Origin of the sequence: Nocardioides humilatus, from assembly GCF_008373755.1 — a bacterium.
GTDB lineage: Bacteria > Actinomycetota > Actinomycetes > Propionibacteriales > Nocardioidaceae > Nocardioides > Nocardioides humilatus.
Map to the genome: position 1 here is coordinate 127324 of NZ_VUJV01000006.1, position 14219 is coordinate 141542.

Genomic DNA, 14219 nt, shown 5'->3' on the forward strand with positions numbered 1-14219 from the left:
TCAGCCTGCTTCGAGACGGAAGCCGACGCCGCGGACGGTCACGATCGAGACCGGTGCGCTGTTGTCCTCGAGCTTCTGGCGCAGGCGACCCATCGTGACGTCGAGCGTCTTGGTCGAACCGAACCAGTTCTCGTCCCACACCTCATCCATCAGGCGTTCGCGGGTCAGGACGGTGTCGCGCTCGGAGTGGAGCAGGGCGAGGAGGTCGAACTCCTTGGAGGTGAGCGCGACCTCGGTGTCGTCGACCCAGACGCGCCGGCCCTGGACGTCGACGCGGAGGCCGCCGCCCGTCTCGGGCGTAGCCGCTTCGGTCGGCGCGTCGCCGTTGGTGGCGGCGCGGGCCGAGCGGCGGAGCAAGGCGCGGGTGCGGGCCAGGAGCTCAGCGAGTGCGAACGGCTTGCCGAGGTAGTCGTCGGCGCCGACGTCGAGACCGACCACCCGGTCGAGCTCGCCGCCGCGCGCGGTGAGGATCATGATGCCGGCTTCGTAGCCGTCGGCCCGCAGCCGGCGGCAGACGTCGAGGCCGTCCATGTCGGGGAGGCCGAGGTCGAGGACGACCAGATCGATCCCCTGACCCGCCGCGCGCGTGAGTGCGTCGCCTCCGGTTGCGACCCGCTCCACGGCGTAACCCTCGCGCTCGAGGGTCCTGACCAGGGGAGTGGCGATGCCGTCGTCGTCCTCGACCAGCAGGAGAGTGGGGGTCACCTCAGAGAGCATACGGATGCTCCGACCGCTGGGTGCGCTGCGGCGCGGCCCCGGTGAACCCCACGAGGACGAGCACTGTCAGCGACATGACGACTACAGCCACGGCGGTCGCGGTCCAGTGCGCTGGAGCGAGGCCGGGCCCTCCGAACGTGCTCGTCAGCACCTGCCCGCAGAGGGTCAGCCCGGCCAGCAGGCCGGTCGCCATCCGCATGTCAGCCGTGCACGCCGCCGCCCCCCACAAACGGACGGCGGCGAGCACGGTGCCTAGGGCGACACTGCCGACGAGTGCGACGCCGTAGCCCGCCACCTGGCTGGCACTGGCCAGCTCGAAGGTGAGCAGGGCCGCGAGCGCGCCCGTGAGCAGGGCCGTTGCCTTCCTCATCAGAAGTCCTTGTCCAGCGCGCCGAGCTCGGTGACCGGCGTCGTGGAGCAGGCCCGGCCGGTGAGGTCGGTGACGGAGGCGGACGGGGTCCACACCATGTTGGCGGCCGCGCCGGCGCGGAGTCCGCTGCCGTTGGCGAGGGTGCCGAGGGTGAGGGTGATGAGGGTCGCGGTGTTGCCGTTGACCGTCGTGTTCGTGGCGACCATGGTCGCGTTGAACTGCGCGGTCTTGTTGTTCTTGATGAAGTTGCCCTTGAGGTTGATCGTCCCGAGCGGGATCACGGTGCCGTTGACGGCCTTGAGGATGTCGACGGTGTCGTTGTTGCCGCTCGAGCCGGCCGCGATGGAGTCGCGGAGGCGGACCACGACCGAGGTGGAGCTGCCGTTCCAGCCGGCGAGGACGGTCGTGAGGTTGATCTGCTCGGAGTAGGTGAGCTTGAGCGTGTCGGTCGCAGCGAGCTTGCCGGCCGATGCCCCGTTGGTGGCCTGCACGTCGTAGGCCTTGAGCGGGCTGTTGTCGACCCGGCGGGCGCTGACGATCGTGGAGGTGGTGGTCGCCCCGCGGCTGTCGGTCATGACGGCCCGCAGGTCGTAGAGACCGTCGGCGACCGCCGTGGTGTCCCACGAGCAGGTGTACGGCGAGGAAGTGTCGGTGCAGACGGTGGTCCAGGTGCTGGTGCCGTTGACGGCCCGCTCGATCCGGACCGACGCGATGCCGGCGGTGGATGAGGCGGTCGAGGTGAGCGTCACGGTGCCGCTGAGGTAGGCACCCGGGTCCTCCATCGAGACGGACGCGACGGTGTTGTCGATGACCCGGTTGGTCACGGTGGCCGAGGTGGTCGCGTTGCCGATGGCGTCGGTGGCGACCGCTCGGAAGGCGTAGGTGCCGTCGGCCAGCTGCGTGGTGTTGTAGCGGCAGCTGTAGGGCTCGGCGGTCGGCGTGCAGAAGGTGGTCCAGGTGGAGGTGCCCGACCTCTGGTACTGCAGCTGCACTTGGGCGATACCGGCGTCGGCGTCGGTCGCGGTGGCCGCGAAAGTCGCCGTGCCGCGCAGCGGAGTGCCGGGGTCGGTCATCGTCACGGTCGGTGCGACGTTGTCGATCAGCACGTCGGTCACGACGGCCGAGGTGGTGTTCGTCGTACCGATCGTGGCCGTGGCGCGCAGGTCGTAGGACTCGCCCTGCGTGAAGGCGGCGCCCGCGGTGTTCCACACACAGGTGTAGGGGGCGATGACCAACGTGGTGCAGAGGTTCTTCCAGGTCGTGGTGCCGGTGACGGCGTACTCGACCTTGACGATCGGGACGCTGAGGCCCGCGTTGTAGATGGTGGTCGTGAGGTTGACGCTGCCCTTGACGATGTCGCCCGGGTCGCTGAGCACGACGAGGAGGTTGTTGGCGACCTGCGTCGAGACCTCGTCGGAGAAGGTCATGTAGCCGACGTTGTCGGTCGCGATCGCGCGCAGGCTGTAGCTGCCGTCGACACCGGACTTGGTGTTCCAGGAGCAGGAGTACGGCGCGGTCGTGGCCGTGCAGATCGTCGTCCAGCCGGCTGCGCCGGGGGCGAAGTACTGGATCACGACGTTGTTGATGCCCGAGCGGGTGTCGGCGGCCGTCGCGGTGATCGTGACGGTGTCCTTGACGACGGTGCCGGGGTCGTTGACCGAGACGGTCGGGGGCGTCCAGTCGTTGGCAGCGGAGACGGTGCTCGACGCATTGCCGGTCGTGGCGTTGAAGCTGGCGCTCGAGAAGGAGGGCATGCCGAAGCCCGCAACCCCGACGACGGCCGTGATGGCCATCAGAGTCAGCGGGCGGCTCGGCATGTCTTTTCTCCTTGGTAGTTCTGTTGTCTCAAACGCTAGGGAGCGTCAGGTCACGCGTCGGCAACAGCGAGCCGGTCCGACTCCAACAGGTCGGTAACAGTCGGGTCGATCTCCTCGGAGGTGCCCTCGCCGGCGTCGGCGGTGATCTCGGCATCGTCCTTCTCGCTGCGGCGCAGGGCGCCGAAGAGCTGGCTGAGGGCCTGGAGACCGATGAGCGAGGCGGGGATGCCGATGATGAGCATCCGGGTGGTGCGGTCGGCCAGGGCGATGAAGACCCAGCCGACGTGCGGGACGCTGTACTGGACGACGGCCTGCTTCTCGTCGACGAGCTTGAAGTGCCACGGGTCGGGCTTCGGGTTGGCGTCGCCCTTCGTGGTGAAGAGGACCCCGCCGCCCTCGGCGGGCTCCATCTTGATGATGCGGTGGGTCACCAGCGACTCGTTGCCGGCGTCGGCCGGGGGCAGGTAGGTGATGATGTCGCCGACCTCGAGGTCCTCGACCGAGGTGGGCTTCTCGAAGACGACCGAGCCCTTGTCGATCGTGCCGGTCATCGATCCGCCGGTGATGACGTAGCGGCTGAACCCGAAGAGGCTGGGCGCGATCCAGGCCGTGCAGAAGAGCGTGACGAGGACGATCGCGGTGGTGAGCGTCCAGCCGGCGACCCGGCGCGGAGCGCTGGTACGGCGGCGGTGCGGGTTCTTGCTCACGATGGGCTCCTGTCGCTGGCGGGTCGTGCGGGTTGTGCGGGTCGTGCAGGTGGATCAGAAATGCCTCGCGGCGAGGCGCTCCCCCCAGGTGAGCGCCTCGCCGTCGAGATCACTGGTTGTAGGTCGAGCCGTCCGTCTGCACCGAGGACCAGCTGTAGACCGCGTTGGCCGTCTTGCCCTGGTCGGCGTTGGGGGTGGACTGGTCGAGCTTGACCACGAACTTGAAGTTGTGGGTGGCGCCGGCGGCCCAGGTGCCGAGGTCCTGCTTCACGCCGTCGGCGAGACCGCCGAAGGTGCCGGTGTAGACCGTGGTGTTGGCGGTGACGTCGATGATGTCGAGGGTCAGGTTCGAGCCGGTGAAGCCGTTGCTCGAGGAGACCTCGGTCAGGCCGAAGGTGGCGGCGAGCGAACCGGTGTTGGTCAGCGAGAGCGTGCCGTTGAGGGTGTCGCCCGGCTTCATGTTCGTCAGGTTGAAGATCGCCTGGTCGGCCTTGGAGTTCGAGTGGGTCAGCGTGCCGGCGGTGACGGCGCTGATGGTGTTGCCCGTGGTGCTGGTGAAGGTCGCACCAGAACCGACCGCGACGGCGCCGGCGGCGACGAGGGTGGCGAGCGGGACGAGGATCTTGCGGGTCTTGGACTGCATCGTTCTGTCTCCTTGGTTGTGGTTTGCAGCCGTTCCGCTGCGGTCAAGTTCAGGTGGTTTTCCCGATGACCAGAACGCTACGGAGACCAGATCCACAGGCAGGCAACACGAATGACTCAGCTGGGACACACTCTGGAACCAGGCATGACATCCTCCTCACCATGTCTGACCTGAAGATCCCGCGCGACCGCGAGGACGACTACGGAGCCGCCGCGATCAAGGCCCGCCAGGAGCTGGTGCGCGACCGCACCGATTCCGCTCTGGAGCACGTGGCGAACTACTCCCTGGACCCGGCCGTGCTGCCGGGCAACATCGAGAACTTCACCGGCGTCGCGCAGGTGCCGATGGGCCTGGCCGGACCGCTCCTCGTCAACGGCGAGCACGCTCAGGGGGAGTTCCTGGTGCCGCTCGCCACGACGGAGGGCACCCTCGTGGCGTCGTACAGCCGTGGGATGAAGCTGTGCCGCGCGGCCGGTGGCATCACGGCGACCGTGATCGACGACCGGATGCAGCGCGCGCCCGTCTTCAGCTTCGACAACGCGCGGCAAGCGCGGGCGTTCTCCTCGTGGCTCGACGACAACTTCGAGCCGATCGCGGCAGCGGCCGAGACGACCACGAGCTCAGGCAAGCTGCTCGACATCCAGAAGTTCTCGGTCTCCAAGCTGCTCTACACGCGGTTCAACTACTCGACGGGCGACGCCGCCGGGCAAAACATGACCGGCAAGGCCACCTTCGCGGCGTGCGCCTGGATCAAGCAGAACTACCCCGGCGAGCTGCACTTCCTGCTCGAGGGCCAGTTCGCGACCGACAAGAAGACGTCGATCGTCAACATGCTCCACACGCGCGGCAAGCGCGTGGTCGCCGAGATCACCCTCCCGGCCGCGCTCGTGCAGGAGCACATGAACGTCTCCACCGACAAGCTCTGGGCGGCGCGGCTCCGCGGCCAGCTCGGCTCGATCATGTCGGTCACCAACAACAACGGCAACCACTCGGCCAACGGCATCACCGCGATCTTCATCGCGACCGGCCAAGACGTTGCCAACGTCGCGGAGAGCTCGGCGATGTATGGCTTCACCGAGCTGTTGCCCAACGGCGACCTCTACGCGTCGGTCACCCTTCCGTCCCTGATCATCGCGACCTATGGCGGCGGCACCGGCCTGGCGACCCAGCGGGAGTGCCTCGAGATCATGGGTTGCTACGGCACCGGCAAGGTCTACAAGCTGGCGGAGATCATCGCTGCGACGGTGCTCGCCGGCGAGCTGTCGCTCGGGTCCGCGGTCGTCGCGGAGGAGTGGGTGCAGGCCCATGACGACCTGGGTCGCAACCGCCCCTGACCGCCCGTCAAGGGCTGGACCCACTGCATAAGGTGGACGCCATGCACCCCCTGCTCAACGCCAGCGACCTGCCCTACCAGCTGCCGCGGTTCGCCGACTTCACCGACGACGACTTCGCGCCCGCGCTCGACGAAGGCATGGCCGCGCAGCTGGCAGCGGTGGCTGCGATCACGGCTGACCCGGCTCCGGCGACCTTCGACAACACGCTGGTGCCGCTGGAGCGCAGTGGGGAGCCGCTCGCTCGGGTGCTGCGGCTGTTCGGCAACAAGGCCAGCGCCGACACCAACCCGACGATCGACGAGTTGCGGGCGTCCTACGCGCCCAAGCTCGCTGCCCACACGGACGCGATCGCACTCGACCCCGTCCTCTACGAGCGACTCCTCGCGGTGCACGAGCAGCGCGAAGCGCTCGACCCCGAGGCGCGCTACCTGGTGGAGCGCTACGTCGTGGAGTTCACCCTCGCCGGTGCCGCTCTGGGCGAGGACGACAAGGCGCGGCTGCGCAAGCTCAACGAGCAGCTGTCAGCCCAGGAGGCCGCCTTCGAGATCACCCTCCAGTCTGACACCAACGACCTCGCGCTGGTCATCGACGACGAGGCCGATCTGGCCGGTCTGACGCCGGGCGAGGTCTCAGCCGCGGCTGCCGCCGCGGCCTCGCGCGGACTCGAGGGCAAGTGGCTGCTGACGCTGGTGCTGCCGACCGCCCACCCCCACCTGGCCGCGCTGACCGACCGTGACGTGCGGCGGCGGCTCTCCGAGGCGCAGCGCAGCCGGGGGAGCAGAGGCGGAGCCCACGACACCCGCCAGACGGTTCTCGACGTGCTGCGTCTCCGGGCCGAGAAGGCACAGCTGCTCGGCTTCGCCAACCACGCCGAGCTGGTCACCACCGACAACACGGCCGGCACCCCGGCTGCCGTGCGCGAGATGCTCGGCCGGCTCGCACCGCCCGCGGCGCGCAACGCCCGCCAGGAGCAGGAGGCACTGTCGGCGAAGGCCGGCTTCCCGGTCGAGGCCCACGACTGGCCGTTCTACGCCGAGCAGGTCCGGGCCGCCGACTACTCCGTCGACCTGGCCGCGCTGCGGCCCTGGTTCGAGGCCGAGCGGGTGCTCCAGGACGGCGTGTTCTTCGCTGCCAACAAGCTCTACGGCCTCACCTTCGCCGAGCGCTCCGACCTCGCGGGATACCACCCCGAGGTCCGGGTCTTCGAGGTGAAGGAGGAGGACGGCACGCCTGTCGGCCTCTACCTGCTCGACCTCTACACGCGCGACTCGAAGCGCGGCGGTGCCTGGATGAGCAGCTTCGTCAACCGCTCCGACCTGCTCGGCAACGAGACCGCGGTCGTCTTCAACAACCTCAACGTGCCGAAGCCGGCCCCGGGCGAGGCGACGCTGCTGACCTACGACGAGACGCGCACCCTCTTCCACGAGTTCGGGCACGCGCTGCACGGGCTGCTCGCCCGCGCGACCTACCCGCGCTTCGCCGGCACCGCGGTCTTCCGCGACTTCGTCGAATACCCGTCACAGGTCAACGAGATGTGGATGCTCTGGCCGGAGGTGCTCGCCAACTACGCAGTCCACCACGAGACCGGTGAGCCGATCCCGGCCGAGGTCGTCGAGCGGATCGAGGCGTCCTCGACGTTCAACGAGGGCTTCGGCACGAGCGAGTACCTAGCCGCCGCGCTCCTCGACCTCGCCTGGCACGAGCTCGGCCCCGACCAGGTGCCGACCTCCATCGACGACGTCCTTCGCTTCGAGGCCGAGGCACTGGCAGCGGTCGGGCTCGACAATTCCGCTGTGCCGACTCGCTACTCGACGCCGTACTTCGCGCACAGCATGAGCTCGGGCTACGCCTCGGCCTACTACTCCTACATCTGGAGCGAGGTCCTCGACGCCGACACGGTCGCCTGGTTCAAGGCCAGCGGCGGCCTCACCCGCACCAACGGCGACCTCTATCGCACGTACGTCATCGGCATTGGCGGCACCAAGGACCCCCTGGCCTCCTACGAGGAGTGGCGCGGCCGTCCCGCGCCGATCGACCCGCTGCTGGAGCGCCGCGGGCTGGTCTGAGACGAGTTGGTGGGCTGAGAGTGGTCTATCGGTCACCCTGAGCCCACCGACTCGGGCTCAGGCCCGGGGTCGGACGAACAGGATTTTGTCGACCCCGGAGTCGCCCCCACCGCCGTTGGAGGTCGTGACGAGCAGGCCGCCGCGGTAGGCGGTGACGCCGCGGATGCGGCCGAAGTCCTTCATCCGCTGCGGTGCCCAGGTGCGGACCAGGTGACCGGTGTCGTCGAACTTCACGAACATCAGCCGCTCTCCGCCCAGGCAGCCGACGGCCATCGTGCCGGAGTAGGCGCCCCAGCCGTTGCCGGCGACGAAGTCGGCGCCGGAGGTCGCGATGGTCGGGTTGCCCGAGCTCCACCGCGCGGCCCACTGCTTGCCCGGGAGCGAGAAGTCGGTCATCGGCGGGGACTCGTCGTAGTTGGGACCCGGCTGCCACCCGAAGTTGCGACCGCGGCCGAGCAGGTTGATCTCGTCGTCGCGGTAGGTGCCGTGCTCGACGGACCACAGGCTGCCGTCGGCGCGCTGGGCGAGGCCCTGCACGTTGCGGTGCCCGTAGGTGAAGATGAACCGCTTCTTCCGGTTGTCGGCGTGCACCCACGGGTTGGTCGGCCACGGCTGACCGGTCTCAGGGTCGAGGCGCAGCGTCTTGCCGTTGAGCGAGCGCAGGCTCTGCGGGTTCTTGGTGACCGCGGCGTCTCCGGTGCCGACGTGCAGCGATCCGGCCTGGTCGATGAGGAGGCGGCACCCGCCGTGCCGTCCGGTCACGGTCTGGATGCCCTTGATGAGGAGGTCGGGCTGGGTGGCGGCCGTCAGCGACTCGTTGAGCTGCCACGCGATGACCCGGATGTCCTTCTTGCCCTCAGGCAGCTTCCAGCCCTGGCATGTGTAGATCCGGTGGTTGGTCGCGAAGTCGGGGTCGATCGCGAGACCCAGCAGGCCGGTCTCGCCCGAGACCCACACCTTGTTGCTCGGGAACTGCACGTCGTGCAGGACAGCATCCTGGTCGATCAGCGTCAGCGTTGCGGAGTCGCGCTGGGTGAAGAGCAGCTGCCCGTCACCGATCGATCGCACGTCCCACGGGACGTCCAGCCCGCTCGCGATCGTCTTGACCCGCAACCGAGGTGGTTCGGCGCGCCGCGCATCGGGATCGTGTTTGACGGCTGATGCCGAAGCGTCCCTCGGCTGCGACGGCGACGCCGTGGCAGGAAGGACCGAGGCGGTCGTGAGGGCGAGGGCGAGGAGGGCGACGGGGGCACCGAGCTTGCGCATGGCGTCCAACCTACGACGGCGCACCAGCCGTCGCGAGGACCGAACGTCCCGACTCGTGGCCGGATCTGCCTAGAAGGTGTGCTCGGGCCCCGGGAAGGCGCCCGACTTCACCTCGGAGTCGTAGGAACGAGCAGCATCGAGGAGGACAGACCGGAGGTCGGCGTACTGCTTGACGAAGCGGGGCATCCGCCCCGTCCGCAGCCCGAAGGCGTCCTGCCAGACCAGCACCTGTCCGTCGCACTGGTTGCCGGCGCCGATGCCGATCGTGGAGATCTGCAGCTTGCGGGTGATCTCCGCAGCGACGTCGCCGGGCACCATCTCCATGACGACGGCGAACGCGCCGGCCTCCTGGACCGCCTCGGCGTCGCGCAGCACCCGCTCGGCCGCATCGCCGCGGCCCTGGACGCGGTAGCCGCCGAGGGTGTGCTCGGACTGCGGGGTGAAGCCGATGTGGGCCATGACGGGGATGCCGCCCTTGACCATCCGGTCGATCTGCGGGGCCATCTCGACCCCGCCCTCGAGCTTGACCGCGTGAGCGCCGCCCTCCTTCATGAACCGCACCGCGGTGAGGTAGGCCTGCTCCGGCGACGCCTGGTAGGAGCCGAAGGGCAGGTCGCCCACGACCATCGCGCGGTCGACCGCACCGCTCACCGCCCGGGTGAGCGGGATCAGCTCGTCGACCGTGATGGGCAGCGACGTCGCGTTGCCGAGGACGTTGTTGGACGCACTGTCGCCCACCAGGAGGACCTCGACCCCGGCCTCGTCGAAGACCTGCGCCGTGAGCATGTCGTAGGACGTCAGCATGGAGAAGCGCTCGCCGCGCTCCTTCATCTCGCGCAGGTGGTGGGTGCGGATGCGCTTGATCGTCGGGCCGTACGGCGCCGTCGTCTCCTCGCTCATCGATGAGCTCCGTTCGGGGTATCTCGCGGCCCGCCTGCTGCGGGTCCACGGACTGTCAGGAACAACGCCAACGCTAGCCCGGGACCTGCCCGGCCGGCGCTGTGTCTTGGGTCACGGGGTGGGCGGGGCAGGCGGGGTCGGCAGGGCCGGTGGGGCAGGGTCGAGCAGGACGGCCGTGCCGTAGGCGCAGACCTCGACCGACGTGCCGCCGTATTCGGTCGTCTCGAAGCGGAAGGCGACGACCGCGTTGCCGCCGCGAGCCTGGGCCTCGGCGGCCAGTCGGCCGAGGGCCTCGCGCCGACAGTCGATGAGGAGCTGGGTGATGCCCTTCAGCTCGCCGCCGGCGAGGGACTTGAAGCCCGCACCGATGTTGGAGCCGATGTTGCGCGAGCGCACGGTGAGCCCGAAGCACTCGCCGAGCGTGCTGACGATGGTCGCCCCGGGGACGTCGTTCGTGGTCACGATGATCATGGCGGTGAATCTAGCCCCGACCCGTGCGCGGCGTCGGCCGCTGCCTCGAGCTCGGCCACGACGATCCGGCGCATGCCGAGCATGGCGCGGGTGGCGGCCAGGGCGCGAGCGGGATCGGGATCCGACGTCAGCTCGTAGAGCCGGGTCGGCACCACCTGCCACGAGAGGCCGTAGCGGTCCTTGAGCCACCCGCACAGCGACTCCTCGCCGCCGTCGGTGAGTGCGTCCCAGTAGTAGTCGACCTCGGACTGGTCGCGGCAGGTGATCGTGAACGAGATCGCCTCGGTGAAGCCGAAGTGGGCCGGCCCGCCGTTGATCCCGCGGAACCGGACGCCGTCGAGGGTGAACTCGCCGGCCATCACCGTTCCTGCCTCACCGTGGCCCGCCTCGTTGTAGCGAGCCAGGTGGCCGATCGAGGAGTTGGGGAAGATCCCGGTGTAGAAATGGGCCGCGTCCTCGAGCTGGTCGTCGAACCAGAGGCAGGGCGAGATGCTGGACCCGCCGGTCGTCAAAGAGGTCATGAAGGGGTGGACCGGACCGCTGCGGCGTAGTCATCGGCGCCTACGTCCCTAGACTTCACTCGTGGACTTCTACTCGGCCTACGCGCAGGGCTTCGCTCGCGTCGCGGCGTGCACCGTCCCGGTCGCGCTCGCCGACCCGGCAGCCAACGCCGCGCGCACGCTCGAGCAGGTCCGTGCGCTGCACGAGCAGGGTGTCGCAGTGGCGGTCTTCCCCGAGCTGGGGATGAGCGGCTACGCCGTCGATGACCTCTTCCTGCAAGACGTCCTGCTCAGCTCGGTCCGCACAGCGATCGAGGAGCTGGTCGCGGCGTCGGCGGACCTCCTGCCGGTGATCGTGGTCGGGGCTCCGCTCGAGCACGTCAACCGGATCTACAACTGCGCGGTCGTCATCCACCGCGGGCGCGTGCTGGGTGTCGCACCGAAGTCCTCCTTGCCGAACTACCGCGAGTTCTACGAGCGACGTTGGTTCGCGCCGGGGGACGACCTCGCCGGTGCCTCGATCGAGCTCGCCGGACAGGACGTCCCCTTCGGTCCCGACCTGATCTTCAGCGCCTCCGACCTGCGCGGCCTCCGCCTCCACGTCGAGATCTGCGAGGACATGTGGGTGCCGGTCCCGCCGAGCGCGCGAGCCGCGCTCGCCGGTGCCACGGTGCTGGCCAACCTCAGCGCCAGCCCGGTGACGGTCGGCCGGTCGGAGGGTCGCCGCCTGCTGGTGCAGTCGGCCAGCGCGCGCTGCAACGCCGCCTACCTCTACACGGCGGCGGGCCAGGGAGAGTCGACCACCGACCTGTCGTGGGACGGCCAGACGATGGTCTACGAGTGCGGCGACCTGCTGGGGGAGACCGAGCGGTTCCCTGACGGCCCGCGGGCGACGGTGGTCGACGTCGACCTCGACCGGCTCCGCCAGGAGCGGTTGCGGCAGGGGAGTCACGACGACAACCGGCGCGGTCTCGGCGGCGCGGAGTTCCGTACGATCCGGTTCGAGCTGACCCCGCCGACCGGCGACATCGGCCTGCGGCGCAAGGTCGACCGCTATCCGTTCGTCCCCGACGACCCGGAGCGGCTGGCGCTCGACTGCTACGAGGCCTACAACATCCAGGTGTCCGGCCTCGAGCAGCGGCTCGCTGCCATCGGTCAGCCGAAGGTCGTCATCGGGGTCAGCGGTGGTCTCGACTCCACCCACGCCCTCATCGTCGCCGCCAAGGCCATGGACCGCCTCGGCCGGCCGCGCAGCGACATCCACGCGATCACCATGCCGGGCTTCGCGACCGGTGCGACCACGAAGTCCTACGCCACCCGGTTGGCGACGGCGCTGGGCTGCACTTTCGAGGAGATCGACATCAAACCGGCGGCCGAGCAGCTCCTCAAGGACCTCGACCACCCTTACAGCGACGGGGAGGAGACCTACGACGTCACGTTTGAGAACGTGCAGGCCGGGCTCCGCACCGACTACCTGTTCCGCCTGGCCAACCACCGCGGCGGCATCGTCCTCGGCACCGGCGACCTGTCCGAACTCGCCCTCGGCTGGTGCACCTACGGCGTCGGCGACCAGATGTCGCACTACAACGTCAACGCGGGCGTGCCGAAGACGCTCATCCAGCACTTGATCCGCTGGGTCGCGACCCACGCGGACTTCGCACCGGAGGCCAACGACGTCCTCGACGAGATCCTGGCGCAGGAGATCACCCCGGAGCTGATCCCGACGCGGCCGGGCGAGAAGCCCCAGGCGACCGAGGACACGGTCGGGCCCTACGCGCTCCAGGACTTCACGCTCTTCCACGTGCTGCGCCACGGTCACCGGCCGAGCAAGATCGCCTTCCTCGCCTGGCACGCCTGGAAGGACGACCACGATCTGGCGACGATCCGGAAGTGGCTGGTCGTCTTCGTGAAGCGGTTCTTCGCCAGCCAGTTCAAGCGCTCCGCGCTGCCCAACGGTCCGAAGGTCAGCAACGGCGGCACCATGTCACCGCGGGGCGACTGGCGGATGCCGTCGGACGCCAGCGCGGCGGCGTGGCTGGCCGAGATCGAGGCGAACGTCCCCACCCCCTAGGCTTCACTCATGGGCAAGCAGGAAGACTTCGTTCTCCGCGCTCTCGAGGAGCGTGACGTCCGGTTCGTCCGGCTGTGGTTCACCGACGTGCTCGGGTCTCTCAAGTCGGTGGCGGTCGCGCCTGCCGAGCTCGAGGGTGCCTTCGCCGAGGGCATCGGTTTCGACGGCTCGGCGATCGAGGGATTCGCTCGCGTCTACGAGTCCGACATGCTCGCCAAGCCCGACCCGGCGACCTTCCAGATCCTGCCCTGGCGGGGTGAGGGGCCGGCCACCGCGCGGATGTTCTGCGACATCGTGATGCCCGACGGCTCGGCCTCCTACGCGGATCCGCGCAACGTGCTCAAGCGGGCGCTCGGCAAGGCGGGGGAGAAGGGCTTTTCCTTCTACACCCACCCCGAGATCGAGTTCTACCTCTTCAAGGACGAGCCGCGGCCGGGCGTCGAGCCGGTCCCGATCGACCGCAGCGGCTACTTCGACCACGCCGCCCACTCCGACGGCTCGGACTTCCGTCGTGAGGCGATCACGATGCTCGAGGCCATGGGCATCTCGGTGGAGTTCAGCCACCACGAGGGCGGTCCCGGTCAGCAGGAGATCGACCTCCGTTACGCCGATGCGCTCTCGACCGCCGACAACATCATGACCTTCCGCACGGTCATCCGTGAGGTCGCGCTCACGCAGGGCATCTGGGCGACCTTCATGCCCAAGCCCTTCACCGAGCAGCCCGGCTCGGGCATGCACACGCACGTCTCGCTCTTCGAGGGTGACCAGAACGCCTTCTACGAGGCCGGCGCCGAATACCAGCTGTCGAAGATCGGCCGTCAGTTCATCGCCGGCGTGCTCCACCACGCCCCCGAGATCAGCGTCGTCACCAACCAGTGGGTCAACTCCTACAAGCGGATGATGTTCGGCGGTGAGGCGCCGTCCTACGTCTGCTGGGGCCACAACAACCGCTCGGCGATGATCCGGGTGCCGATGTACAAGCCGCTCAAGGGCCAGTCGACCCGCGTCGAGCTGCGCACCATCGACGCCGCGTGCAACCCCTACCTCGCCTTCGCAGCAGTGCTCGCCGCCGGTCTGAAGGGCATCGAGGAGGGCTACGACCTGCCCCGCGAGGCCGAGGACGACGTCTGGGCGCTGAGCGAGCGCGAGCGTCGCAGCCTGGGGATCGCGCCGCTGCCCAAGAACCTCAACGAGGCCATCGAGATCGCCGAGCGCTCCGAGCTGCTCGCCGAGACCCTGGGCGAGCAGGTCTTCGACTACTTCCTGCGCAACAAGCGCGCGGAGTGGGACGAATACCGCGGACAGGTCTCGGCGTTCGAGCGCGACCGCATGCTGCCCGTCCTCTAGGAGCGCCCGC

Annotated in this window: 13 protein-coding genes; 4 read left to right on the forward strand and 9 right to left on the reverse strand. The window is 69.0% G+C overall.

The window, feature by feature from the left end; genetic code table 11:
• The 5 genes from F0U44_RS16865 to F0U44_RS16885 form a co-directional block, all read right to left on the reverse strand.
• A complete protein-coding gene (locus F0U44_RS16865; protein ID WP_246160580.1) occupies positions 1 to 705 on the reverse strand; it encodes a response regulator transcription factor in 705 nt (234 codons plus the stop codon).
• A 1-nt stretch (position 706) separates the two neighbouring features.
• Positions 707 to 1087 (reverse strand): hypothetical protein, encoded by a 381-nt coding sequence (locus F0U44_RS16870; protein ID WP_149729529.1) that lies wholly within the window; start codon positions 1085 to 1087, stop codon positions 707 to 709.
• The gene (locus F0U44_RS23765; RefSeq protein WP_149729530.1) at positions 1087 to 2904 is read right to left on the reverse strand and encodes an Ig-like domain-containing protein; all 1818 of its coding nucleotides are present in this window, start codon (positions 2902 to 2904) and stop codon (positions 1087 to 1089) included. Before F0U44_RS23765 ends, F0U44_RS16870 begins: the two co-directional genes overlap by 1 nt.
• Before the next feature lie 50 nt (positions 2905 to 2954).
• A complete protein-coding gene (locus tag F0U44_RS16880) occupies positions 2955 to 3611 on the reverse strand; it encodes a signal peptidase I (protein WP_188113530.1) in 657 nt (218 codons plus the stop codon).
• A gap of 109 nt (positions 3612 to 3720) precedes the next feature.
• Entirely contained in the window at positions 3721 to 4254 is a 534-nt protein-coding gene (locus F0U44_RS16885; protein WP_149729532.1) for a TasA family protein, read from the reverse strand.
• Between the two features lie 161 nt (positions 4255 to 4415).
• Between F0U44_RS16885 and F0U44_RS16890 the strand changes: the two genes are divergently transcribed.
• Both F0U44_RS16890 and F0U44_RS16895 read left to right on the forward strand, forming a co-directional pair.
• Positions 4416 to 5588: a hydroxymethylglutaryl-CoA reductase gene (locus F0U44_RS16890; protein ID WP_149729533.1), complete on the forward strand. Its 1173-nt coding sequence runs from the start codon at positions 4416 to 4418 to the stop codon at positions 5586 to 5588.
• A 41-nt stretch (positions 5589 to 5629) separates the two neighbouring features.
• Positions 5630 to 7654: a M3 family metallopeptidase gene (locus tag F0U44_RS16895; protein WP_149729534.1), complete on the forward strand. Its 2025-nt coding sequence runs from the start codon at positions 5630 to 5632 to the stop codon at positions 7652 to 7654.
• A 57-nt stretch (positions 7655 to 7711) separates the two neighbouring features.
• Here F0U44_RS16895 and F0U44_RS16900 read toward each other — a convergent pair whose 3' ends face one another.
• The 4 genes from F0U44_RS16900 to F0U44_RS16915 form a co-directional block, all read right to left on the reverse strand.
• The gene (locus F0U44_RS16900) at positions 7712 to 8920 is read right to left on the reverse strand and encodes a PQQ-dependent sugar dehydrogenase (RefSeq protein WP_149729535.1); all 1209 of its coding nucleotides are present in this window, start codon (positions 8918 to 8920) and stop codon (positions 7712 to 7714) included.
• 69 nt (positions 8921 to 8989) lie between these two features.
• Complete coding sequence (gene panB / locus F0U44_RS16905) at positions 8990 to 9820, reverse strand: 3-methyl-2-oxobutanoate hydroxymethyltransferase (RefSeq protein ID WP_149729536.1); 831 nt, start codon at positions 9818 to 9820, stop codon at positions 8990 to 8992.
• 111 nt (positions 9821 to 9931) lie between these two features.
• On the reverse strand, positions 9932 to 10291 hold the full coding sequence (locus tag F0U44_RS16910; protein WP_149729537.1) for a YbjQ family protein: 360 nt from the start codon (positions 10289 to 10291) through the stop codon (positions 9932 to 9934).
• Positions 10288 to 10812, reverse strand: a complete 525-nt coding sequence (locus F0U44_RS16915; RefSeq protein WP_149729538.1) for a VOC family protein — start codon at positions 10810 to 10812, stop codon at positions 10288 to 10290. Before F0U44_RS16915 ends, F0U44_RS16910 begins: the two co-directional genes overlap by 4 nt.
• 61 nt (positions 10813 to 10873) lie before the next feature.
• Between F0U44_RS16915 and F0U44_RS16920 the strand changes: the two genes are divergently transcribed.
• Both F0U44_RS16920 and F0U44_RS16925 read left to right on the forward strand, forming a co-directional pair.
• Entirely contained in the window at positions 10874 to 12862 is a 1989-nt protein-coding gene (locus F0U44_RS16920) for an NAD(+) synthase (protein ID WP_149729539.1), read from the forward strand.
• A 9-nt stretch (positions 12863 to 12871) separates the two neighbouring features.
• Positions 12872 to 14209: a glutamine synthetase family protein gene (locus F0U44_RS16925; RefSeq protein ID WP_149729540.1), complete on the forward strand. Its 1338-nt coding sequence runs from the start codon at positions 12872 to 12874 to the stop codon at positions 14207 to 14209.
• Positions 14210 to 14219: the final 10 nt, after the last annotated feature.